Source organism: Caldimonas manganoxidans ATCC BAA-369 (assembly GCF_000381125.1).
GTDB lineage: Bacteria > Pseudomonadota > Gammaproteobacteria > Burkholderiales > Burkholderiaceae_C > Caldimonas > Caldimonas manganoxidans.
In genome coordinates this window covers 24,321-45,740 of the sequence record NZ_KB905938.1, presented here as the reverse complement: position 1 = coordinate 45,740, position 21,420 = coordinate 24,321, and the positions used below count along the sequence as shown (strand labels likewise).

Below are 21,420 nucleotides of genomic sequence, written 5' to 3'. Positions count from 1 at the left end.
AGCACCCATGGCCGCCAAGACCCCGCTGTCGCCTGCCGAACAAGCCCTGCGCGACGCCGCCCTCGAATACCATCGCAGCCCGGTGCGCGGCAAAATCGCCGTCACCCCCACCAAACCCCTGTCCAACCAACGCGACCTGTCGCTCGCCTACTCGCCCGGTGTGGCCTATGCCTGCCTGGCCATCGAGGAGGACCCTCGCCTGGCGGCTGACTACACCTCACGCGGCAATCTGGTCGGTGTGGTCACCAATGGCACCGCCGTGCTGGGCCTGGGCGACATCGGGCCGCTGGCGGGCAAGCCGGTGATGGAAGGCAAGGGCTGTCTGTTCAAGAAGTTCGCCGGCATCGATGTCTTCGACATCGAACTGGCCGAGAAAGACCCCGACAAGCTGATCGAGATCATCGCCGCGTTGGAGCCCACCCTCGGCGGGGTCAACCTGGAGGACATCAAGGCGCCCGAGTGCTTCTACATCGAAAAGAAGCTGCGAGAGCGCATGAACATCCCCGTCTTTCACGACGATCAGCACGGCACGGCCATCATCTCTGCGGCTGCGCTGCTCAATGGCCTGGAGTTGGTGGGCAAACGCATCGACGAGGTCAAGCTGGCCGTCTCGGGGGCGGGTGCGGCAGCCATCGCCTGCCTGGACCTGATGGTGGCGCTGGGCGTCCGACGCGAGCACATCTTCGTGTGCGACTCCAAGGGGGTCTTGCATGACCGGCGCGAAGACCGGCTGGACGAATCCAAGCGGCGCTATGTGCAAAAAACCGAGGCGCGCACCTTGGCCGATGCGGTGCGGGGGGCCGATGTCTTCCTCGGCTGCTCGGCCCCGGGCGTGCTGACCGCCGAGATGGTCCAGACCATGGCCGAGCGGCCCATCATCTTGGCGCTGGCCAATCCGGAACCGGAAATTCGCCCCGAGGTGGCCAAAGCCGCGCGGCCCGACTGCATCATTGCCACCGGCCGTTCGGACTACCCCAACCAGGTCAACAACGTCCTGTGTTTTCCTTACATCTTCCGCGGCGCGCTCGACAGCGGTGCGACGCGCATCACCGAGGCGATGAAGCTGGCCTGCGTGCGCGAGATCGCCGAGCTGGCCAAAGCCGAAATCAGTGACGAGGTGGCCTCGGCCTATGCCGGCCGAGAGTTGCGCTTCGGCCCGGACTACCTCATCCCCACGCCCTTCGATGCCCGCCTGATCCTGCGCATCGCCCCGGCCGTGGCCAAGGCCGCAGCCGACTCCGGCGTGGCCACCCGCCCGATCGCCGATCTGGAGGCCTACCGCGAGTCGCTCACCCGCTTCGTCACCCACACCGGGCTGTTCATGCGGCCGGTCTTCCAGGCGGCCAAGGCCGCGCCGCGGCGCATCGCCTATGCCGAAGGCGAGGACGAACGGGTGCTGCGCGCGGTGCAGATCGCGCTGGACGAAAAGATGGTCCGGCCGATCCTGGTGGGCCGGCCCCATGTGATCCAGATGCGGCTGGAGCGCGCCGGCTTGCGCCTGCAACCCGGGCGCGACTTCGAGGTGGTCAACCCCGAGGACGACCCGCGCTTTCGCCAGTACTGGGAAACCTACCACCGGCTCAAGGCCCGCGATGGCGTCACGCCCGAGATGGCCAAGGTGGCCCTGCGCCGATCCAACACACTGATCGCGACGATGATGGTACACCTGGGCGATGCCGATGGCATGGTCTGCGGCCTGGTGGGGCGCTATGAGGCCCACCTGGAACACGTGCGCGACCTCATCGGCTTGAAGCCTGGGGCCAGCGCTTGGGCCGCGATGAACGCGCTGATGCTGGACAAGCACACGCTGTTCATCGCCGACACCTTCGTCAACGAGGACCCCGACGCGGCCACGTTGGCCGACATCGCGGTGCAAGCCGCCGATGCGGTGCGTCGCTTCGGGCTGCCGCCGCGCGTGGCCTTCCTGTCGCACTCGATGTTCGGCTCCAGCACGCGCCCTTCGGCGCGCAAGATGCGCGCCGCGCGCGATCTCTTCGTGCAACGCCGCCCGGATGTGCAGGCCGATGGCGAGATGCACGGCGACGCGGCCCTCAGCGAGGCCGTGCGTGAGACCTTTCTGCCCGGCTCCACCCTGCGCGGGGCGGCCAACGTGCTGGTGCTGCCCAATCTGGATGCGGCCAACATCCTCTTCAACGTGCTGAAGATGACCGGCGGCCAGGGCGTGACGGTCGGCCCCATCTTGCTGGGGGCGGCCGCACCGGCGCACATCCTCACGCCATCGGCCACGGTGCGACGCATCGTCAACATCACGGCCTTGGCCGTGGCCGACGCCAACGCACGCTGCTGAATCCAGGCTGAACGCCGCTGGCGCGGCATGCGCAAACTCGTCGGGTTTGAGGCATCATCGGGCTTGCCTTGAACCCGTCTGATTCTTCCCCCTCCCCCACGTCTTCGCCCGCCACGGCGGCGGTGTCGGCCTCCGCCTGGGCGCCGCTGACCCAGCCGGTCTTTCGCATGCTCTGGATCACCTGGTTGGTGGCCAACACCTGCATGTGGATGAACGATGTGGCCGCGGCCTGGCTGATGACCACGCTGACGACCTCCCCGGCCCTGGTGGCCCTGGTGCAGACGGCCTCGATGCTGCCGGTCTTCCTCTTGGGACTGCCCAGCGGCGCCTTGGCCGACATCCTGGATCGGCGGCGGTTTTTCATGGTCACCCAGTTCTGGGTGGCCGGCGTGGCCGTGGTGACTTGCACCTTGGTGCTCACCGACGCCATCTCGCCGGTGCTGCTGCTGGTGCTGACCTTCGCCAATGGCATCGGTCTGGCCATGCGTTGGCCCGTGTTCGCCGCCATCGTGCCCGAATTGGTGCCACGGGTGCAACTGCCCGCCGCCTTGGCGCTCAACGGCATCGCGATGAATGCCTCGCGCATCATCGGCCCGCTGCTGGCCGGCGCGATCATCGCCGCGCTGGGTAGCGCGTATGTCTTCGTGCTCAATGCCGCTTTGTCGGTGGCCGCCGGCTTCGTGATCATGCGCTGGAAGCGCGAGCGCACCGTCAGTGCCTTGCCCGGCGAGCGCTTCCTCGGCGCCATCCGCGTGGGCTGGCAGTACGTGCGTCAGTCCACCCGCATGCACGCCGTGCTGTTGCGCATTGCGCTGTTCTTCTTGCAATCGACCGCCGTGCTGGCTTTGCTGCCGCTGGTGGCCCGCGGCCTGCAAGGCGGTGGAGCCGGCACGTTCACGATGCTGCTGGCGGCCATGGGCTGCGGCGCCGTGGTGGCCGCCTCTCAGCTGCAGCGGCTGCGCGCCCGCTACGACCGCGACACCTTGGTCAATCGCGGCAGCATCGTGCAAGCGGCCATGACCGTGATCGTGGCCTTCGCCCCCAATGTCTGGGTGGCCGTGCCGGCGATGTTTTTCAGCGGCATGGCTTGGATCACGGTGGCCAACACCTTGACCGTGGCTGCCCAACTGGCGCTGCCGGATTGGGTGCGCGCCCGCGGCATGTCGATCTACCAAATGGCCTTGATGGGCAGCGCCGGCCTGTCCGCCGCGCTATGGGGCAAAGTGGCCACGCTCGGCTCCGTGCCCTTGAGCTTGTTGGCTGCGGCCGTCACCGGCATGGCCTTGCTCCCCTGGGCCCGCCGCTGGCGTATCGAAGGCAAGGCCGAAGAAGACCTCACGCCCTCGCAGGCCTGGAAGCCGCCGGTCACCGCCACCCCGATCGCCCCGGACGCCGGACCGGTGCTCGTGACCATCGAATACCGCATCGACCCGGCGCAGGCCGCCGCCTTCCGTGAGGTGATGAAGGAAAGCCGCCGCAGCCGCCTGCGTCAAGGCGCGCTGGCCTGGGAGCTGTTTCGCGACGTCAACGACCCAGGGCTGTACACCGAGTACTTCATCGATGAATCTTGGGTCGAGCACCTGCGGCGCTTCGACCGTGTGACCGCGGCCGACGTGCACCTGCGGCAGCGCCGTCTGGCGTTTCACATCGGACCGCAGCCGCCGGTGGTGACCCGACGCATCGCCGAACCGCTGGACCCCCATTGATCCCTCCGGCTCAGAACGGTGCGCCCGAAACGCTTGGGGCGCCGGGCCCCTAGCGATCACTGCACCAGCCTGCCACCAGAGCCGATCATCGCGAAATCCACGTAGCGGGACCCCGTGCGCCCTTGTTGGCTGAAGTCCAAGACATAGCCGCCCACATCCAGGCTGCGTAGGCTGCTCAGCGTCGCGCTGACGGCCTCGGGCGTCCAGCGCGGCGCACGCTCCAACGCATGCACCAACACTTTGGCCGCGATGAATCCTTCGATCGAGCGCGCCGTCAAATCCGGATCCTTGGACTGTTCTCGCAAGGCGAGATATTCACGCACCACGGCACGGTCTTGCCGGTTGAGCAAAGGCAACACCACGGAAAACGCATAGCCCCGCGCCCGATCCGGCCCCAAGGCTTTGAGCAATGCATCGGTATCGATGATCGACATCCCATACATCGTGGCTTGCCCGCCAGCCTCGCCATAACGTCGCACGAACTCGATCGCCGCGGCCGTGGTGGCTCCGAGGAAGATCGCCTGCGGCTGGGCTTGCATCAGTTGGGTCACGGCGGCCGTCACCTCGGTGGTGTTGCGCGCGTAGGGCGCTTGCGCCACCAAGCTGATGCCATGCGCTTGGGCAGCAGCCTGCGCCCCGGCCCGCACGTCTTGACCCAAACCATCGTCCTGGTAGAGCAAACCGACGCGGGTCACGCCCACCTGCGACAACTGACGAAACAAGCGGCCGATTTCGTCGTGATAGCTGGCTTTGACGACGAAAATATTGGGCGCCTGCGCCACCGAAGCAGCCCCCGACACGCCCCCGACCATGGCCGTGCGGCTGCGCACCAGCACCCCATCCTTGGACAGCGCTTCCAGGTTGGTGGTGCCCACCGTGCCCAACAGGGCCACCGGCGCATCTTCGGCAATCATCGCCTTGACCAAGCGCACCGTCTCATCGGCCTTTTGGGCATCGTCACGCGTGACGAAACGGATGCGTTGGCCCTTGACGCCGCCTCGGGCATTGACCGCATCGAAATAGAGTTTGGCCCCGGCATGAATGGCGCGTCCGGTCACTGCCTGAGGCCCACTGAAAGGCGCCACCTGTCCCACGACGACTTGCGCTTGGACGAGCGCGCCCCACATCACCATTGCCAGCGCCGCGCATCCTCGCGCCACCCAGGCTGTCGACATCATTCCGTTTTCTCCTGATCCAGATCACCCACACCCGCCACGGCAACCGGCGAGCCGCGCGGATTCTACGGGGATGGTCAGGGTTAACCCTCAATCGGCGTGCGATTGGCGGACCGTGTGCGCACAGCCCCCTCCGGAATGGGCCATCCTTCACGGTCGCAGCCGGCGCCTTGCCCGGTGGCCGGCAGCGGCCCTCACGCCGGATTGTCGATGTCGATGAACTGGTGCTCCAGGCCGAAGCGCTCGGCCAGATGGGCGCCCAGCGCGGCGGCGCCAAAACGCTCGGTGGCATGGTGGCCGCAGGCGAAATACGCCACACCGGTCTCGCGCGCGTAATGGGCCTGGGGCTCGGAAATCTCGCCGGTCAGGAACGCATCGGCACCGGCGGCGATGGCGGCCTCGAAATAGCCTTGTGCTCCCCCGGTGCACCAGGCCACCCGGCGGATCGGCCGACCGTCACCCTCCACCACCACGGGCGCGCGGCCCAGTCGATACTGCAGCAAGGCCGTCAGGGCCGCCACGGTCAGTGGCTGGGCCGGTGTGCCCAAAAAGCCGAGATCCTGCTCGCCGAAGCGGCCATCGATGCTGAGCTTCAGCTTCTGCCCCAGCTGAGCGTTGTTGCCCCATTGCGGATGGGCATCCAGCGGAAGGTGGTAAGCAAAAAGGTTGATCTCGTGCGCCAGCAGGACCTGCAAGCGCCGCTTCATCCAGCCCGTCACCCGTCCGTCTTGCCCACGCCAAAACAGCCCATGATGCACGAGGATGGCATCGGCCCCGGCCCGGGCCGCGGCCTCGATCAGGGCCAGACTGGCGGTCACCCCGCTGACCAGCTTGCGAATCTCGGGACGGCCCTCGACTTGCAAGCCGTTCGGCCCATAATCACGGAAGCGGTCCGCCTCCAACAGGGCGTGCACCTGCACGCCAAACTCATCGCGGTGGATCATGCCTCAGGCTCCCCATGCCGCCCGGAATCCGGCGTGTCGCGTGTGCGGCCCCTGGCGGGGCCGGTGCCGGATGGCAAGCCGCTCATTGGGCCTCCTTTCCCTTCACTGTATGCGCAAAACCTGGCTGATTTTCTCGCAAGCCGTCACGGTCGCGGTGGCGGTGCTCTTCGTCGTGGCCACGCTCAAGCCCGAGTGGTTGCGCCGTGCGCCCGGCAGTGTGATCCCGACCCTCACGATCACCGAGACCCCCGTGTTGCTCAGCCAGGAGCATCCCCCAGGCAGCCTGGCGCCAGCGGCCAAGCGCGCCTCGCCGGCAGTGGTCAACATCGCCACCAGCAAAGCCCCGGAGGGTCACCCGCACCTCAACGACCCCTGGTTCCGCTTCTTCTTTGGAGATCAGACCGATGAGCAGCCCCAAACCGGCCTGGGCTCGGGCGTCATCGTCGCACCCGAAGGCTATGTGCTGACCAACAACCATGTGATCGAGGGGGCCGATGACATCGAGGTCAGCCTGGTCGATGGCCGCAAAGCCTCGGCCCAAGTGGTGGGCACCGACCCGGAGACCGACCTGGCCGTGCTCAAGATCGACTTGCCCGATCTGCCGGTCATCAGCTTCGGCGACGCCTCGGCGCTGCAGGTGGGCGACGTGGTGCTGGCCATCGGCAACCCCTTTGGGGTGGGTCAAACCGTCACCGCAGGCATCGTCAGTGCGCTCGGACGCAACCAATTGGGCATCAACACCTTCGAGAATTTCATCCAAACCGACGCAGCAATCAACCCCGGCAACTCCGGTGGCGCCCTGGTCGATGTGGCAGGCAATCTGATGGGCATCAACACCGCCATCTATTCGCGCTCCGGCGGCAGCATGGGCATCGGTTTTGCGATCCCAGCCACCACCGCGCGCCAGGTGATGGAGAGCTTGATTCGCGACGGTCGGGTCACGCGCGGCTGGATCGGGGTCGAGCCCCAAGATCTCACGCCCGAACTCGTGCAGACCTTCAACCTTCCCCTGCGCGAAGGCGTGCTGATTTCCGGCGTCTTGCAAGGCGGCCCGGCCCAACGGGCTGGCGTGCGGCCGGGCGATGTGGTCGTGGCCGTGGCAGGCCGGCCGGTGGCCAACACGGCCCAGCTGCTCGATGCAGTGGCCGCACTGCGGCCCGACAGCACGGCCACGCTGACCCTGCAGCGCGCCAATGAGCGGCTGGAGCTGCAGGTGCAAGTGGCCCAGCGCCCCAGCTTGCAGCGCTCGGGCCGCGCGCCGCGCTGAGGCTGGCGGCTCAGATCACCACCACACCTCCACCTGGGCGCCGAAACTGGTGCCCGAGGTCTTGCCATCGCCCAGACCCGTAACCCCCCCGGAGCCCGCGGCGACATTGGCCGCATCGTTCCATCGGGCGGTCGTCACGTACAAGCGCAGTTCGGGACGGGTCCAGAAGCCCGGAGCCGTGCTCAGCGTGGGCGCCAGCGTGAACTTGGTGAGTTTCTGCGTGGCCCCACCGTCGGGCTTGCGCTGCGAATGTCCGAGCTCGGCCACCATCTTGAAGTGCCGGGTCAGGGCATACGACGCCCGGCCCCCCAACGAGATGCTGTGGACCTTGTCGCCGGTATCGCTGCGTTCGGTCTGCCACATGGCCAAGGCCTGCCCGCCAAAAGCCCCTTGCTGCCACGTGAAGGACTCGACCAAGCGCCAGCCTTTGTGGCCCGAGCCCGCGGACAAGTCGCCAAAGCCGGTGTTCAGATTGGCCGAGCCTTGGGCATATTGCAGCCACAGGGTGTTGGACCCGCCCAGGCCCAGGAAATTTTCCTGTTGGTGCTGGGCCGTCAGAGCCAGCCCGTCCTGACCACCGGAGAAGCTGCCCCGCGTGTAGCTGGCCACCCAGCGCAGCTTGCCGCCGGCATTGACCGGCAAGTCGTACCACTCCGCACTCAGCCGATGACCGGGCTGATTGCCCGCGGTTCCAGCCACCCCGTCATCGGTGCGGAAATAGGCCAGCGAGAAGCGTCCCGGGCCGGCCGACAGCCCGCGCATGCCACCGCCCACCCCATCTTGTTGCGTGAAGAAGGTATCGACGATGTGCACATCGGCCCGGGCGTAGTAGCGCTTGCCCACCCAGAAGCTGGCCTCGGGCGCGATGTCGAAGCCCTTGCCCTCGACGAACATCTCGGCCAGGCCGAGCTTGGCGTCATTCGTGTCGGTACCGGCGTTGTACAGATTGGGCGTGAACTGGATCTTGGTGTCCACATCGCCGGCCTTGAAGTTCTCGCTGAAGAAGAACTCCCCGTAAAAGTCGCATTCATTGCCCAGGCGGTACTTCAAACCCGGCCCCTGCAGGCCATAGCAGGCGCGGGCGGCGTCCTTCTTCGTGGCCCCCGGGCCGGCGCGGAAGTAGCCATGACTGTCCAAGGCCCAGCTGGGGGAGGCAGCCCAGCCGGCCGCCGCAACCACGGCCAGGCATCCCGCCAGACGGCGAATCTGTTTATCCATCGTTAAGACTCCTCGTGCTTCTGTTTGCTTTGCTTGGGGTGACCTTTGGGCAGGATTGCCGCAAAGGCCGGCACGATTATTTAAGGTTTCTTAAAGTCTTAATACATGGTTAATACTGATGGGCAAAGCCCTCCGGGCGGCGCACCGGCTGGGCGGACGCCGCCTCGCTCACCGCGGGCTGGGGACACCGATGCAGGGCCGCGCTACTTGGCGGCCAGGTCTTCTTCCGCGTCGGGCGCGCGGGTGTACTTCACGAAAAGCTGGGCCGCCCACAGGCCCGCCTCGTAAAGCAGGCACATGGGGAGGGCCAAGGCGAGCTGGGAGATCACATCGGGCGGCGTGACGATGGCCGCGACGATGAAAGCCAGCACGATGAAGTAGCTGCGGAAGCTGCGCAGCTTGTCCACGCTGACCACGCCCATGCGCACCAGCACCACCACGACGATGGGCACTTCGAAGGTCAGGCCGAAGGCCAGGAACATGGTCAGCACGAAGCCCAGGTAGGCCTCGATGTCGGGCGCGGCCGTGATGCTCTTGGGGGCAAAGCTCTGGATGAACTTGAACACTTGCCCAAAGACGAAAAAGTAGCAAAACGCCACGCCCAGCAAGAACAAGAGGGTGCTGGAGATCACCAAGGGCAAGACCAGGCGTTTTTCATGCGAGTACAAGCCAGGGGCCACGAAAGCCCACACTTGGTACAGCACGTAAGGCAGCGCAATCAGAAAGGCCGCCATCAACGTGATCTTCAAGGGCACCAGGAAGGGCGAGATGACGTTGGTGGCGATCATGGTGGAGCCTTGCGGCAAATGAGCCACCAAGGGGGCGGCCAGCAAGTCGTACAGCCCCGCGGGACTGGGCCACAGAAACAGCAGGCCAAAGACGATGCCCACCGCGATGAGCGACCGAACCAAGCGGTCACGCAGCTCGATCAGGTGGGAGACGAAGGGCTGCTCGGTGCCGTCCAGCTCATCCGGACGGTCTGGCTTGGGATCCTGGCTCACGGACGGGCTTTGGAGGAGACTTTCGGGGGCCGAAAACGTGCCACCCGCGCCGCCCCGGACTGAACCTTCGAGCGCAGGCCATGGCGCTGTCGGTACCACTGGGGCACGGCGCTGCGCTTGAGGCGCCAGTTCTTGCGCGGCGGCTTGTACACGGGAGGCGGCGGCTCCCAGGCGGTGGAGGAGGACGACGACAGCCCCCCGGTCGCCTCGGCCCAGGCCTTGTCGAAGTCACTGGAGACGGCCTGAACCTCCTGGGTGACGGTCTGCTCGACGTTGCGGGCGGCGTCCTCGAACTGGGACTTCATCTTCTTGAGCTCTTCGAGCTCGATCGAGCGGTTGACCTCGGCCTTGACCTCGGCGACATAGCGCTGCGCCCTGCCCAGCAGATGCCCCACCGTGCGGGCCACCTTGGGCAAGCGCTCCGGGCCGATGACGATCAGCGCCACCGCTCCGATCAGGGCCAGCTTGTCGAAGCCAAAGTCGATCATGGACGTACGCGCCGTCAGGGCTCAGCCGGGCCAGCCCTCAGGACTTGGTTTTGGCCTCGACGTCGATGGTGGTGCCGACGCCCTGGGCTTTGTCGGCGGTCACCTGTTGGGCGGGGGTCGAGGCCTCGGTGTTGCTGGAGCCGTCGCGCATGCCGTCCTTGAAGCCCTTGACGGCCGCCCCGAGGTCCGAGCCGATGTTCTTGAGCTTCTTGGTGCCAAACACCAGCACGACGATCAACAGCACGACCAACCAGTGCCAGATGCTGAAGGTACCCATGATGTACTCCTAACAAGGACCCTTGATTCTACGGCTTCGCCCCACCAGCGCAGCGGCTCGAGGCTAGCCCACACGCCACGGGCGCGGCCCGCCCAACACATGGACATGGAGGTGGTAGACCTCCTGCCCACCGTCCACACCGGTGTTGATCAAGGTTTTGAACCCATTGCCGGCGCCCTGTTCCACCGCCAGGCGCGGCGCCAGGGTGAGCATGCGCCCCAGCAGGGCCTGGTGCTCGGCCCCGACCTCCAGCAAGGAAGCCACGTGCAGCTTCGGAATGATCAGGAAATGGATGGGCGCATGCGGCCGAATGTCGTGGAAAGCCAGCAGTTCTTCGTCCTCGTACACCTTCTTCGAAGGAAGCTGGCCGGCGACGATTTTGCAGAAGACGCAGTTCGGATCTTGGCTCATGGCACTTCAATGGGCATGGGCATGGGTCGGCGGTCGTTCAAGGCCAGCCAGCCGCGCACCACGCGGTAAACGAACCAGATGGAAATCACGCACCAGGCGATCCAGCCCGGCACGATGAACAAAAACCACAGCGGCAGTGTGACGAGATAGAGGCCGGCGGCCCACAGCACGCTGCGGATGCGCCAGCGAAAATGCGAAGCATGCCATGTGCCGGCGGCGTCATGGCGCTTGATCAGATCGAGGATGAAGGCCGCCACCAGCAGCAGCACGCCGGGTTGGAAAGAAGGAATCACGGCGCCCACCGCCACGATGGCATGCAAGGCATAGCTGATGTGACCCAGGGTGCGCAGCGAGTCCTCGCCTGGACCGTGGGGGCCGAAGATCTCGCTGACGGGCGAGGCCTCGCGGGGATCGGGTGAGGCACTCATACACCGGGCTCCCGCGGCTGGCTCGGCTGTCGGGCGGCGAACTCCTGCAGTCCGGACAGGCCCTCGCGGCGCTGGAGCTCGGCCAGCACATCCGAGGGCTTGAGCCCGAAATGCGCCAGGGCCACCATGGTATGGAACCACAGATCGGCCACCTCGTACACGATCTTCTGTGGCTCCCCGTCCTTGGCGGCCATCACGGTCTCGGTGGCTTCCTCGCCCACCTTTTTCAGGATCGCATCGGTGCCTTTGTGAAAGAGCCGGGCCACGTACGAGGTCTGAGGATCGCCCCCCTTGCGGGATTCGATCACATCGGCCAGGCGGGCAAGCACATCCTGCGACGAAAAAGACGGCGGCTCCTGGTCCATGGCGTTCATCCGTAAATGCTCTGTGGGTCTTTCAGGACCGGATCGACGGTGACCCATCGTCCGTCTCGCAGAACTTGGAAGAAGCACGAATGCCGGCCGGTGTGGCAGGCAATGCCCGGCTCGTGACCGAGCTGGCTCACCAACAGCAAGACGACATCGGCATCACAATCCAGGCGGATTTCGTGCACCTTCTGGATGTGGCCGGAGGACTCCCCTTTGTGCCACAGGCGCCCGCGCGAGCGACTCCAGTAGACGGCCTCACCGCGACGGGCCGTCTCGGCAAGCGCCTCGCGGTTCATGTAGGCGAACATCAGCACGTCCTTGGTGCTCGCCTCCTGCGCGATCACCGGCACCAGGCCGTCGCGGTCCCATTTCACTTCGTCGAGCCAACTCATCGGCACAGTGTAGCAACCACGGGGAATCGGCGATGCCGCCTCTCAGGCCCGCACCGGGATTCCCCTTGCAGCCATCAGGGCCTTGGCCTGCCCGACCGTGTACTCGCCGTAATGAAAAATGCTGGCTGCCAGCACGGCATCGGCACCGCCTTGCTGGATGCCCTGGACCAAGTGTTCGAGGGTGCCGACGCCGCCCGAGGCAATCACCGGCACATTCACCGCATCGCTGACGGCCCGCGTGAGCGCCAGGTCGAAGCCGCTCTTGGTGCCGTCGCGGTCCATGCTGGTGAGCAAGATCTCTCCGGCCCCATGCTCGGCCATCTGCCGAGCCCAGGCCACGGCGTCCAGCCCGGTGTTCTTGCGTCCACCGTGGGTATAGACGTCCCAGCCGCTGCCATCGGGCCGGGCCTTGGCATCGATGGCCACCACGATGCACTGGGCCCCATACTTGGCCGACGCCTCGCGAATGACCTGAGGGTTGGCCACCGCCGCCGAGTTGAAGCTCACCTTGTCGGCCCCGGCATTGAGCAGGCGGCGCACATCGTCCACGGTGCGCACGCCTCCGCCGACCGTCAGCGGGATGAAGACCTGTGAAGCCACGGCCTCGATGATGGGCAGGATCAGGTCGCGCCCATCGCTGGTGGCCGTGATGTCGAGGAAGGTCAGCTCGTCGGCGCCTTGCTCGTTGTAACGCGCGGCGATCTCCACCGGGTCGCCGGCATCGCGCAACTCGACGAAATTGACCCCCTTGACGACGCGGCCGCCGGTGACGTCCAAGCAGGGAATGATGCGTTTGGCCAGCATGGATCTGCGCTCAAGCGCCGCCGTTGAGTTCATCGGCGCGCTTTTGGGCCTGCGCGAAATCGAGTGCACCGGTATAGATCGCCCGACCGCAAATCACCCCCTCGATGCCTTCGTCTTCCACTGCGCACAGCTTTTCGATGTCGGCCAAGCTGCTTAAGCCGCCAGAGGCGATCACCGGAATGCTCAGAGCCTGCGCCAGCTTGACGGTGGCCTCGATGTTGATGCCTGTGAGCATGCCGTCGCGGCCGATGTCGGTGTAGATCACCGCCTCGACGCCATAGTCCTCGAACTTCTTGGCCAGATCGATCACCTCGTGGCCCGAGAGCTTGGACCAGCCGTCGGTGGCCACTTTGCCGTCTTTGGCATCCAACCCGACGATGATGTGGCCGCCAAAGGCGCTGCAAGCATCTTTCAAGAACCCCGGGTTCTTCACCGCGGCCGTGCCGATGATGATGTAGCTGAGGCCATCGTCGAGATAGCGCTCGATGGTGTCGAGGTCGCGGATGCCCCCGCCCAACTGCACGGGAATCTCATCGCCCACCTCGGCCAGGATGGCTTTGATCGCCGACTCGTTGACCGGCTTGCCGGCAAAAGCCCCGTTGAGATCGACCAGATGCAAGCGACGTGCCCCCGCATCGACCCAACGGCGCGCCATGGCCGCCGGATCTTCGCCGAAGGTGGTGGAGTCATTCATGTCGCCCTGCTTGAGGCGCACACATTGGCCGTCTTTGAGATCGATGGCAGGGATCAGCAACATAGCCGAAGTCGAGTGGGTGGGATGGGAAGGGCAGCGGAGTGGCGAAAGAATCGGGCACCGCAGCGGTGCACGCTTTAGGAGTCGACGGTCTCGGGCGATGTCAGGGCTTCCAGCTCAGGAAGTTGCGGTACAGGGCCAAGCCGTGATCGGCGCTTTTCTCGGGGTGGAACTGCGTCGCGAAAATATTATCCCGGGCCACCGCACAGGTAAAGCGCAGCCCGTACTCGGTTTCCCCGGTGCTATGGGCCTCATCGACCACCCGCGCATAGAAGCTGTGGACGAAATAGAACCAAGCCCCATCGGGCACGCCGGCCCACATCGGGTGCGAACGCGTCTGCCAGACCTGATTCCACCCCATCTGCGGCACTTTGTAGCGGCTGCCATCAGGCTGGATCTGGCCTTCGAGCTGGAAGCGCACCACCTCGCCGGCAATCAAGCCCAAGCCTTCGGTGGGCCCCTCCTCGCTGCGTGACAGCAGCATCTGCATGCCCACGCACACGCCCATCAGCGGCTTGTTCGCCGCCGCATGCAGCACGGCCTCCAGCAAGCCGCAGTCACGCAGCTGTCGCATGCAATCGGGCATGGCCCCCTGGCCGGGCAGCACGACGCGCTCGGCGGCATACACCTCATCGGGGCGAGCGGTGACGACCACCTCCAGGCCACAGCCCTGCGCCACATGGCGCACGGCCTGCGACACCGAGCGCAGATTGCCCATGCCGTAGTCGACGACCGCAACGGTAGCCATGGCACGCGCGCTCACAGCGAGCCTTTGGTGGACGGGATGACGCCAGCGCTGCGCGGATCGAGCTCCAGGGCGGCACGCAGGGCGCGGGCAAAGGCCTTGAAGACCGTCTCGCATTGATGGTGCGCATTCACCCCCCTGAGGTTGTCGATATGCAACGTCACCAACGCATGGTTGGCAAAGCCCTGGAAGAACTCGAACGCCAGCTGGGTGTCGAAGCCGCCGATCATGCCGGCCGTGAAGGGCACGTGCATGTGCAAGCCGGGCCGGCCGGAAAAATCGATCACCACCCGCGACAAGGCCTCGTCCAGCGGCACATAGGCATGGCCGTAGCGGCGAATGCCCCGTTTGTCGCCCACGGCCTTGGCCACGGCCTGCCCCAGGGTGATGCCCACGTCTTCCACCGTGTGGTGACCATCGATGTGCAGATCGCCCTGGCAGTCGATCTCCAAGTCGATCAGCCCATGACGGGCGACCTGATCGAGCATGTGGTCGAAAAAGCCGATGCCGGTGTTCAGCTTGGCCTGGCCGCTGCCGTCGAGATTGAGGGCCACGCGAATCTTCGTTTCATGGGTATGGCGCGTGACCTCGGCGACGCGCGGCGCGATGGAAGTGCTCATGGTGGCTTACAGACTTTCTCGCAAGGCGGCGATCAGGCGCTGGTTCTCCTCGGGCGTGCCCACGGTCAAGCGCAGACAGTCTCGCAGCAATGGATGCATTCTAGAAACGTTCTTCACCAGCACGCCACGCTGCTTCAAGCCGGCAAAGGCGCGGTCGGCCTCGGGCACGCGCACCAGCACCATGTTGGCCTCGCTGGGAAAGGGCGTCACGCCGGGCAGGCTGTCGAGGGCCTGGATCAGCCGCGTGCGCTCCTCGCGCAACACGGCCGCCTGGCGGGCGTACTCGTCGGCATGCTCCAAGGCGAACAAAGCCGCCTCGGCATTGAGCACGCTCACGTTGTAGGGCGGGCGCACTTTGTCGATCTGGGCGATCAGCCGGGCCGCACCCATCATGTAGCCCACACGCACCCCGGCCAGACCGAATTTGCTCAGCGTGCGCATCAGCAGCACATGCTCGTGCTGGCCCAGCCGATCGATGAAACTGCGGCTGGCAAAGGGTTGGTAGGCCTCGTCGATCACCACCAGGCCCGGTGCGGCCTCGATGAGCCGCTGGACGATGCGATCGTCGAAGAGATTGGCCGTCGGATTGTTCGGATAGGGGAGATACAGCAGGGTGGGCTGATGCGCTTCCAAAGCCCTCAGCATGGCCGTCTCGTCCAGCTCGAATGTGTCCGTCAGCGGCACGCCGACGAACTTCAGCCCCTGCAGCTGCGCCGACATCGGGTACATCACGAAGCTGGGCACCGGGGCCATGATGGTGGCGCCGGGCACGTCGCAAGCCATGGCCAGCAGGCTGATGAGCTCATCGGATCCATTGCCCAGCATCAGCGCGCAGCCTTCGGGCAGGCCGGCGTGACGCGCCAGGGCTTGGCGCAAGGTGTCGATGCGCGCGCCGGGATAGCGGTTGATGGCCACCGCGCCCAAGCGCTCACCCAAGGCTTGCTGCAGCCGCGGCGGCAGCCGAAAGGGGTTTTCCATCGCATCGAGCTTGATCATGCCGGTGCTGTCTTGCACGGCATAGGCATGCATGCCTTGCACGTCCTGGCGCAGCCAGCGCGCCATCACCGCATCGAGCCGGCTCATCGCACCTGCCCCTTCAAGCGGAACTCGGCCGCCTGCGCATGGGCTTGCAGACCCTCGCCATAGGCCAACTCGGCGGCAATGGCACCCAGCACTCGAGCGCCCGATTCGCTCACCTCGATCAGGCTGGAACGCTTCTGAAAGTCATACACCCCCAACGGCGAGGAAAAGCGGGCCGTGCCCGAGGTGGGCAGCACGTGATTGGGGCCGGCGCAGTAATCGCCCAGGCTCTCGCTGGTGTACGCCCCCAGGAATATCGCCCCCGCATGGCGCAGCAAGGGCTCCCAACGCCCCGGCTCCCGAGAGGACACTTCCAAATGCTCCGGGGCAATGCGGTTGCTGATCTCGCAAGCTTCTTCCATGCTGCGGGTCAGGATCAGCGCACCGCGGCCTTCGAGCGAGGCGCGAATGATGTCGCGGCGCGGCATGCCTGGCAGCAAACGATCGATCGCCGCTCGGACCTCGGCGATGTAGTGGGCATCAGGGCACAGCAGGATGCTTTGGGCCAACTCGTCGTGCTCGGCCTGGCTGAACAGGTCCATGGCCACCCAATCGGCCGGCGTGCTGCCGTCGGCCAGCACCAGGATTTCGCTGGGGCCGGCGATCATGTCGATGCCCACGGTGCCAAACACATGCTTCTTGGCGCTGGCCACGTAGGCATTGCCCGGGCCGGTGATCTTGTCCACTTTCGGGATGGTGGCCGTGCCATAAGCCAGGGCGGCCACGGCCTGCGCCCCGCCGATGGTGAAGGCACGGCTGACGCCGGCCACATGCGCGGCGGCCAGCACGAGCGGGTTCTTCTCGCCCCGCGGCGTGGGCACCACCATGATGATCTCGCCCACCCCGGCCACCTGGGCAGGAATGGCGTTCATCAGCACCGACGAGGGGTAGGCCGCCTTGCCGCCGGGCACGTAAATGCCCACGCGGTCCAGCGGCGTGACCTTCTGGCCCAACAAAGTGCCGTCCTCGTCACGGTACGACCAAGAGCGGCCGCAGGCCTCCAACTGACGTTCGTGATAGGTCCGCACACGCTTGGCGGCGGCTTGGAGCGCCTCTCGCTGGGTCGCCGGGATGGCCTCGAAAGCCGCCTGCAACTGCGCCGGACTGAGCGCCAGCTCGGCCACCGAGGCGGCCTGCAGCCCGTCCAAACGCGCGGTGTGGTCGAGCACGGCAGCATCGCCTCGCGCACGCACGTCGGCCAAAATCTCCGTGACACGGGCCTCGATCGCTGGGTCTGCCTGTGCCGTCCAATGCAACACGCGCTGAAACTCGGTCTCGAAATCGGGCGATGTGGTGGCCAGTTGACGGATTCGGACGGACATCGTTCACTCCTTCGCAATGGCGCCGGCAAACGCATCGATGAGCGAGCGCAGCGCCGCACGCTTGAGCTTGAGCGCCGCTTGGTTGACGATCAGCCGCGAGGAAATCGGCATGATCTGCTCGACCTCGACCAGATGGTTGGCCCTGAGCGTGCTGCCGGTGGATACCAGATCGACGATGGCATCGGCCAGGCCAGTCAGCGGGGCGAGCTCCATCGAACCATACAGCTTGATCAGATCGACATGCACGCCCTTGTCGGCAAAATGCTGGCGCGCCACCGTGGTGTACTTGGTGGCCACGCGGATGCGCGAGCCCTGCTTGACGGCTGCCGCATAGTCGAAGTCGGCGCGCACCGCCACACTCATGCGACAGCGGGCGATGTTCAAGTCCAAGGGCTGATACAAACCCTGGCCACCATGCTCGAGCAGCACGTCTTTGCCTGCCACCCCCACGTCGGCCCCGCCATACTGCACATAGGTGGGCACGTCCGTGGCGCGCACCAACACCACACGCACATCGGGTCGATTGGTGGGCAAGATGAGCTTGCGCGATGTCTCCGGGTCCTCCATCACCTCGACACCGGCCGCCTTCAGCAGCGGCAAGGTTTCATCGAAGATGCGGCCCTTGGACAGCGCCAGCGTGATCATGGCTGCGTTCTGGCTCATTGAATTCTTTCGATGTCCGCACCCAAAGCGCGCAACTTGACTTCCATGTGGTCGTAACCCCGGTCCAAGTGGTAAATGCGATCGACCACGGTCTCGCCCTCGGCCACCAAGCCGGCGATCACCAAACTGGCCGAGGCGCGCAAATCGGTGGCCATCACGGCAGCGCCCGAGAGTTTCTCGACCCCCTGCACGATGGCCGTGTGGCCGTCCACCTCGATGCGCGCCCCCAGACGCACCAGCTCGTTGACATGCATGAAGCGGTTTTCGAAGATGGTCTCGGTGATGCGGGACGTGCCTTCGGCGACACAGTTCAGCGCCATGAATTGCGCCTGCATGTCGGTAGGAAAGGCCGGGTATTCACTGGTACGGAAGGACTGGGCTTTCAGCCGCCCCGAGGCGGCCACGCGGATCCAGTCGGCGCCGGCTTCGATGCGGGCGCCGGCCTCGCGCAACTTGTCGATCACCGCATCCAGATGATCGGCACGCGCCTGGCGCAACAGCACGTTGCCACCGGCGGCGGCCACGGCGCACAGGAAGGTGCCGGTTTCGATGCGGTCCGGAATGGTCCGGTGCGTCACGCCGCCGAGGCGCTCGACACCCTGGATGCGGATCTTGCTCGTCCCATGCCCTTCGATCTTCGCCCCCATGGCGATCAGCATCTCGGCCAGATCGGGAATTTCAGGCTCTTGTGCGGCATTTTCCAGCACCGTTTCGCCCCGGGCCAGCGTGGCCGCCATCATCAAGTTCTCGGTGCCGGTGACGGTGACCATGTCGGTGGTGATGCGCGCCCCGCGCAGCCCACCGGCCGGCGCCTTGGCCAGGATGTAACCATGCTCGACCCGGATGTCGGCCCCCATGGCCTGCAGGCCCTTGATGTGTTGGTCCACCGGGCGCGAGCCGATCGCACAGCCGCCGGGCAGCGAGACCGTGGCCTCCCCGAAGCGCGCCAGCAGCGGCCCCAGCGCCAAGATGGAGGCCCGCATGGTCTTGACCAGGTCATACGGCGCTTCCGGGGAGGTGACGCAGCTGGCGTCCAGGTGGATGCGCTCGGGGTGGTCGGCATCTCGCTCGGCCTTGGCCCCCATGTTGCGCAAGAGCTTGAGCATGGTCGCCACGTCTTGCAGCGCCGGCACGTTGTCCAGCGTGACGGGTTCGGCCGTCAACAAGGCCGCGCACAATTCAGGCAGGGCGGCGTTCTTGGCCCCTGAAATGGTGATCTCGCCCGCCAGAGGGCGGCCGCCGCGGATGAGGAGTTTGTCCATGCGTGGGCTGGTTTACAGGCCCCGCGCCGCGCCCGTCTGGGCGCCCCCCGCTTGCACGCCAACCGCGCCCAGGGGGCTGCCACCCGTGCCGCGGCCACGGGCGCCGATCAATGGTGGTGGGTGGACGCCGAAGTGGCAGACCACTCGGCCGGCGTGAACGTCTTCATCGACAGGGCGTGGATTTGCTCGCGCATTCTATCGCCCAGCGCGCGGTAGACACGCTGGTGCCGCGCCACGCGCGACAGCCCCTCGAACTCGGCCGACACGATGGTGGCGAAAAAATGGCGGCCGTCGCCCTCCACGTCCAAATGCTCGCAGGCGAGCCCTTGGGCAATGTAGGTGCGCACTTCCTGAGGAGTCGGATCGGCCATAGTGGACCAATTATCCTGCATTCTTCAATGCCGGATCTTGTAGCCGGTCTTGAGCAGGTGCAGGGCGATCGCAGCCACCACGGCGAAGCTGCCACCCACCACGGCCAGGCTGAGCCACGGCGAGACGTCACTGACACCGAAAAACCCCCGACGGAACCCGTCGATCATGTAGAAAAAGGGGTTGAGGTGGCTCACCGCCTGCCAGAACGGCGGCAGCGAATGCACCGAGTAGAACACCCCGGCCAAAAACGTCATCGGCATGATCAGGAAGTTCTGGAAGGCCGCCATCTGGTCGAACTTCTCGGCCCACAGGCCGGCGATCAAACCCAGCGAGCCCAACATGCCCGCCCCCAGCACTGCAAACACCAGGATCCATCCCGGTTGCGCAAACGGCGGCACGGCAAAGCCCAGCGTGACCAGGAACACTCCCAGCCCCACCAACAAGCCCCGGATCACCGAGGCGCCGACATAGGCAACAAACCAGTCCCGATGCGACAGCGGCGCCACCAGCAAGAACACCAAGTTGCCAGTGATCTTGCTCTGGATCAAGGACGAGGAGCTGTTGGCAAAGGCATTTTGCAGCACGCTCATCATCACCAGGCCCGGCACCAAAAAGGCGGTGTAGCTGACGCCGTCATAGACCTGGACATGCTCTTCGAGCACATGGCCGAAGATCAGCAGATACAGCACCGCGGTGAGCACCGGCGCGGCCACGGTCTGGAAGCTCACCTTCCAAAAGCGCAGCACCTCCTTGTACAGCAGCGTGCGCACGCCAGCCGTCGGCGCGATCGACGCGGGATCCAGCGGCTTCACGATGGCACCTCCTCCAGCGGGCTGGGATGGTCGAGGAATGCCGGCGCGGTATCGGCTTGCATGATTTCGAGGAACACGTCTTCCAGATCGGCGCGGCCGATCTCGAGGTCTTCCACGGCCACGTGATGCAGGCGCAAGGTGGACAGGATCTCCTCCACCTCCAAGGCATCGTGGGCTTTGATCTGCACGATGCGTCCGGTCACACGCGCCATGTCGGCCAGCGAGGCCGGCAGCGGGTCGTCGGTCTTGAAACGCAGCATCGTGCTGGCCCGGCCCGACAGCAGGGCCGAGGTGCGGTCCAGGGCCACCACCTGCCCGGCCTTGAGCATGGCGATGCGATGGCACAGGGCCTCGGCCTCCTCGAGGTAATGCGTGGTCAGCAGCACTGTGTGGCCTTCGCGGTTCAAGCGCGCGATGAACTGCCACAACGTCTGGCGCAGCTCCACGTCCACGCCGGCCGTCGGCTCGTCCAGCACGATCACCGCAGGCCGGTGCACCAGGGCCTGGGCCACCAGCACCCGACGCTTCATCCCGCCCGACAGCTGGCGCATGTTGGCGTTGGCCTTGTCGGCCAGACCCAGATTGACCAGCAACTCGTCGATCCAGTCGTCGTTGCGACGCAAGCCAAAGTATCCCGACTGGATGCGCAGCGCCTCGCGCACGCTGAAGAAGGGGTCGAAGACCAGTTCCTGAGGCACGATGCCCAAGCATCGGCGCGCCATCGCGTAGGCGTCCACCACATCGTGGCCATGCACGCACACACGCCCGCTGGTGGCCCGGCTCAGACCGGCCAGAATGCTGATCAGGGTGGTCTTGCCCGCGCCGTTGGGCCCCAGCAAGCCGAAGAATTCACCGGGTTCGATGGTGAAGCTTACCTCGCGCAAAGCCTGCAATGGGCCCCGCGCGGTGCGATAGGTCTTGCTGACCTGCTGGAAAACGACAGCGGACATAGGGGGCTTGATTGTAGGCAAGGCCGCCGCAGCGTGCAGCCCGCGGGACAGAC

Annotated in this window: 24 protein-coding genes; 3 read left to right on the top strand and 21 right to left on the bottom strand. The window is 65.7% G+C overall.

The annotated features are described in order from the left end of the window. Positions 1–7 precede the first annotated feature (7 nt). Both F615_RS0107520 and F615_RS0107515 read left to right on the top strand, forming a co-directional pair. Positions 8–2,308 carry an NADP-dependent malic enzyme gene (locus F615_RS0107520; protein WP_019560564.1) on the top strand — a complete coding sequence of 767 codons (2,301 nt, stop codon included), beginning with the start codon at positions 8–10 and terminating at the stop codon, positions 2,306–2,308. Positions 2,309–2,430: 122 nt separating this feature from the next. Beyond that, complete coding sequence (locus tag F615_RS0107515; RefSeq protein ID WP_019560563.1) at positions 2,431–4,014, top strand: MFS transporter; 1,584 nt, start codon at positions 2,431–2,433, stop codon at positions 4,012–4,014. Between the two features lie 56 nt (positions 4,015–4,070). Here F615_RS0107515 and F615_RS0107510 read toward each other — a convergent pair whose 3' ends face one another. Next, entirely contained in the window at positions 4,071–5,192 is a 1,122-nt protein-coding gene (locus F615_RS0107510; RefSeq protein ID WP_019560562.1) for an ABC transporter substrate-binding protein, read from the bottom strand. 191 nt (positions 5,193–5,383) lie between these two features. Further along, entirely contained in the window at positions 5,384–6,133 is a 750-nt protein-coding gene (locus F615_RS0107505) for a Nif3-like dinuclear metal center hexameric protein (RefSeq protein WP_019560561.1), read from the bottom strand. A gap of 109 nt (positions 6,134–6,242) precedes the next feature. Here F615_RS0107505 and F615_RS0107500 point away from each other — a divergent pair, with 109 nt between their 5' ends. Then, positions 6,243–7,400, top strand: coding sequence for a Do family serine endopeptidase (locus F615_RS0107500; protein ID WP_019560560.1), 1,158 nt, complete (start codon positions 6,243–6,245; stop codon positions 7,398–7,400). 15 nt (positions 7,401–7,415) lie between these two features. Here F615_RS0107500 and F615_RS17945 read toward each other — a convergent pair whose 3' ends face one another. The 19 genes from F615_RS17945 to F615_RS17940 form a co-directional block, all read right to left on the bottom strand. Continuing rightward, positions 7,416–8,618 carry a maltoporin gene (locus F615_RS17945; RefSeq protein WP_019560559.1) on the bottom strand — a complete coding sequence of 401 codons (1,203 nt, stop codon included), beginning with the start codon at positions 8,616–8,618 and terminating at the stop codon, positions 7,416–7,418. 203 nt (positions 8,619–8,821) lie between these two features. Continuing rightward, positions 8,822–9,619, bottom strand: a complete 798-nt coding sequence (gene tatC, locus F615_RS0107490; RefSeq protein ID WP_019560558.1) for a twin-arginine translocase subunit TatC — start codon at positions 9,617–9,619, stop codon at positions 8,822–8,824. Continuing rightward, positions 9,616–10,107 carry a Sec-independent protein translocase protein TatB gene (gene tatB, locus F615_RS0107485; RefSeq protein ID WP_019560557.1) on the bottom strand — a complete coding sequence of 164 codons (492 nt, stop codon included), beginning with the start codon at positions 10,105–10,107 and terminating at the stop codon, positions 9,616–9,618. The genes tatC and tatB overlap by 4 nt, the downstream gene beginning before the upstream one ends. Before the next feature lie 37 nt (positions 10,108–10,144). Further along, positions 10,145–10,384 carry a Sec-independent protein translocase subunit TatA gene (tatA, locus tag F615_RS0107480; protein WP_019560556.1) on the bottom strand — a complete coding sequence of 80 codons (240 nt, stop codon included), beginning with the start codon at positions 10,382–10,384 and terminating at the stop codon, positions 10,145–10,147. Between the two features lie 63 nt (positions 10,385–10,447). Next, complete coding sequence (locus F615_RS0107475) at positions 10,448–10,795, bottom strand: histidine triad nucleotide-binding protein (RefSeq protein ID WP_019560555.1); 348 nt, start codon at positions 10,793–10,795, stop codon at positions 10,448–10,450. Continuing rightward, positions 10,792–11,223, bottom strand: a complete 432-nt coding sequence (locus F615_RS0107470; RefSeq protein ID WP_019560554.1) for a DUF4870 family protein — start codon at positions 11,221–11,223, stop codon at positions 10,792–10,794. The genes F615_RS0107475 and F615_RS0107470 overlap by 4 nt, the downstream gene beginning before the upstream one ends. After that, a complete protein-coding gene (locus tag F615_RS0107465; RefSeq protein ID WP_019560553.1) occupies positions 11,220–11,597 on the bottom strand; it encodes a phosphoribosyl-ATP diphosphatase in 378 nt (125 codons plus the stop codon). Before F615_RS0107465 ends, F615_RS0107470 begins: the two co-directional genes overlap by 4 nt. Then, on the bottom strand, positions 11,594–11,983 hold the full coding sequence (hisI, locus tag F615_RS0107460) for a phosphoribosyl-AMP cyclohydrolase (protein ID WP_019560552.1): 390 nt from the start codon (positions 11,981–11,983) through the stop codon (positions 11,594–11,596). Before hisI ends, F615_RS0107465 begins: the two co-directional genes overlap by 4 nt. Before the next feature lie 42 nt (positions 11,984–12,025). Beyond that, positions 12,026–12,787: an imidazole glycerol phosphate synthase subunit HisF gene (hisF, locus tag F615_RS0107455; RefSeq protein WP_019560551.1), complete on the bottom strand. Its 762-nt coding sequence runs from the start codon at positions 12,785–12,787 to the stop codon at positions 12,026–12,028. 10 nt (positions 12,788–12,797) lie between these two features. Further along, a complete protein-coding gene (gene hisA / locus F615_RS0107450) occupies positions 12,798–13,544 on the bottom strand; it encodes a 1-(5-phosphoribosyl)-5-[(5-phosphoribosylamino)methylideneamino]imidazole-4-carboxamide isomerase (RefSeq protein ID WP_019560550.1) in 747 nt (248 codons plus the stop codon). Positions 13,545–13,644: 100 nt separating this feature from the next. Then, a complete protein-coding gene (gene hisH / locus F615_RS0107445; RefSeq protein ID WP_156824574.1) occupies positions 13,645–14,289 on the bottom strand; it encodes an imidazole glycerol phosphate synthase subunit HisH in 645 nt (214 codons plus the stop codon). Between the two features lie 11 nt (positions 14,290–14,300). Then, complete coding sequence (gene hisB / locus F615_RS0107440; RefSeq protein WP_019560548.1) at positions 14,301–14,906, bottom strand: imidazoleglycerol-phosphate dehydratase HisB; 606 nt, start codon at positions 14,904–14,906, stop codon at positions 14,301–14,303. Between the two features lie 6 nt (positions 14,907–14,912). After that, positions 14,913–15,989 carry a histidinol-phosphate transaminase gene (gene hisC / locus F615_RS0107435; RefSeq protein ID WP_019560547.1) on the bottom strand — a complete coding sequence of 359 codons (1,077 nt, stop codon included), beginning with the start codon at positions 15,987–15,989 and terminating at the stop codon, positions 14,913–14,915. Further along, entirely contained in the window at positions 15,986–17,308 is a 1,323-nt protein-coding gene (hisD, locus tag F615_RS0107430; RefSeq protein ID WP_019560546.1) for a histidinol dehydrogenase, read from the bottom strand. The genes hisC and hisD overlap by 4 nt, the downstream gene beginning before the upstream one ends. A 3-nt stretch (positions 17,309–17,311) precedes the next feature. Then, the gene (hisG, locus tag F615_RS0107425) at positions 17,312–17,953 is read right to left on the bottom strand and encodes an ATP phosphoribosyltransferase (RefSeq protein WP_026330121.1); all 642 of its coding nucleotides are present in this window, start codon (positions 17,951–17,953) and stop codon (positions 17,312–17,314) included. A gap of 14 nt (positions 17,954–17,967) precedes the next feature. Further along, positions 17,968–19,233, bottom strand: a complete 1,266-nt coding sequence (gene murA / locus F615_RS0107420; protein WP_019560544.1) for a UDP-N-acetylglucosamine 1-carboxyvinyltransferase — start codon at positions 19,231–19,233, stop codon at positions 17,968–17,970. A gap of 107 nt (positions 19,234–19,340) precedes the next feature. After that, complete coding sequence (locus F615_RS0107415) at positions 19,341–19,604, bottom strand: BolA family protein (RefSeq protein ID WP_019560543.1); 264 nt, start codon at positions 19,602–19,604, stop codon at positions 19,341–19,343. Between the two features lie 24 nt (positions 19,605–19,628). Further along, positions 19,629–20,417, bottom strand: coding sequence for an ABC transporter permease (locus tag F615_RS0107410; protein ID WP_019560542.1), 789 nt, complete (start codon positions 20,415–20,417; stop codon positions 19,629–19,631). Further along, on the bottom strand, positions 20,414–21,367 hold the full coding sequence (locus F615_RS17940) for an ABC transporter ATP-binding protein (protein ID WP_019560541.1): 954 nt from the start codon (positions 21,365–21,367) through the stop codon (positions 20,414–20,416). Before F615_RS17940 ends, F615_RS0107410 begins: the two co-directional genes overlap by 4 nt. Positions 21,368–21,420 lie beyond the last annotated feature (53 nt).

Excerpts from the sequence above, each read along its gene's own strand:
- F615_RS0107415 (WP_019560543.1), bottom strand. The coding sequence starts at position 19,604 with ATGGCCGATCCGACTCCTCAGGAAGTGCGCACCTACATTGCCCAAGGG.
- F615_RS0107470 (WP_019560554.1), bottom strand. The coding sequence starts at position 11,223 with ATGAGTGCCTCACCCGATCCCCGCGAGGCCTCGCCCGTCAGCGAGATC.
- hisB (WP_019560548.1), bottom strand. The coding sequence starts at position 14,906 with ATGAGCACTTCCATCGCGCCGCGCGTCGCCGAGGTCACGCGCCATACC.
- tatA (WP_019560556.1), bottom strand. The coding sequence starts at position 10,384 with ATGGGTACCTTCAGCATCTGGCACTGGTTGGTCGTGCTGTTGATCGTC.
- hisI (WP_019560552.1), bottom strand. The coding sequence starts at position 11,983 with ATGAGTTGGCTCGACGAAGTGAAATGGGACCGCGACGGCCTGGTGCCG.
- tatB (WP_019560557.1), bottom strand. The coding sequence starts at position 10,107 with ATGATCGACTTTGGCTTCGACAAGCTGGCCCTGATCGGAGCGGTGGCG.
- F615_RS0107510 (WP_019560562.1), bottom strand. The coding sequence starts at position 5,192 with ATGATGTCGACAGCCTGGGTGGCGCGAGGATGCGCGGCGCTGGCAATG.
- hisD (WP_019560546.1), bottom strand. The coding sequence starts at position 17,308 with ATGTCCGTCCGAATCCGTCAACTGGCCACCACATCGCCCGATTTCGAG.
- F615_RS0107520 (WP_019560564.1), top strand. The coding sequence starts at position 8 with ATGGCCGCCAAGACCCCGCTGTCGCCTGCCGAACAAGCCCTGCGCGAC.
- hisH (WP_156824574.1), bottom strand. The coding sequence starts at position 14,289 with ATGGCTACCGTTGCGGTCGTCGACTACGGCATGGGCAATCTGCGCTCG.
- F615_RS17945 (WP_019560559.1), bottom strand. The coding sequence starts at position 8,618 with ATGGATAAACAGATTCGCCGTCTGGCGGGATGCCTGGCCGTGGTTGCG.
- F615_RS0107505 (WP_019560561.1), bottom strand. The coding sequence starts at position 6,133 with ATGATCCACCGCGATGAGTTTGGCGTGCAGGTGCACGCCCTGTTGGAG.
- hisA (WP_019560550.1), bottom strand. The coding sequence starts at position 13,544 with ATGTTGCTGATCCCTGCCATCGATCTCAAAGACGGCCAATGTGTGCGC.
- hisC (WP_019560547.1), bottom strand. The coding sequence starts at position 15,989 with ATGAGCCGGCTCGATGCGGTGATGGCGCGCTGGCTGCGCCAGGACGTG.
- F615_RS0107465 (WP_019560553.1), bottom strand. The coding sequence starts at position 11,597 with ATGAACGCCATGGACCAGGAGCCGCCGTCTTTTTCGTCGCAGGATGTG.
- murA (WP_019560544.1), bottom strand. The coding sequence starts at position 19,233 with ATGGACAAACTCCTCATCCGCGGCGGCCGCCCTCTGGCGGGCGAGATC.
- F615_RS17940 (WP_019560541.1), bottom strand. The coding sequence starts at position 21,367 with ATGTCCGCTGTCGTTTTCCAGCAGGTCAGCAAGACCTATCGCACCGCG.
- hisG (WP_026330121.1), bottom strand. The coding sequence starts at position 17,953 with ATGATCACGCTGGCGCTGTCCAAGGGCCGCATCTTCGATGAAACCTTG.
- F615_RS0107500 (WP_019560560.1), top strand. The coding sequence starts at position 6,243 with ATGCGCAAAACCTGGCTGATTTTCTCGCAAGCCGTCACGGTCGCGGTG.
- F615_RS0107475 (WP_019560555.1), bottom strand. The coding sequence starts at position 10,795 with ATGAGCCAAGATCCGAACTGCGTCTTCTGCAAAATCGTCGCCGGCCAG.
- hisF (WP_019560551.1), bottom strand. The coding sequence starts at position 12,787 with ATGCTGGCCAAACGCATCATTCCCTGCTTGGACGTCACCGGCGGCCGC.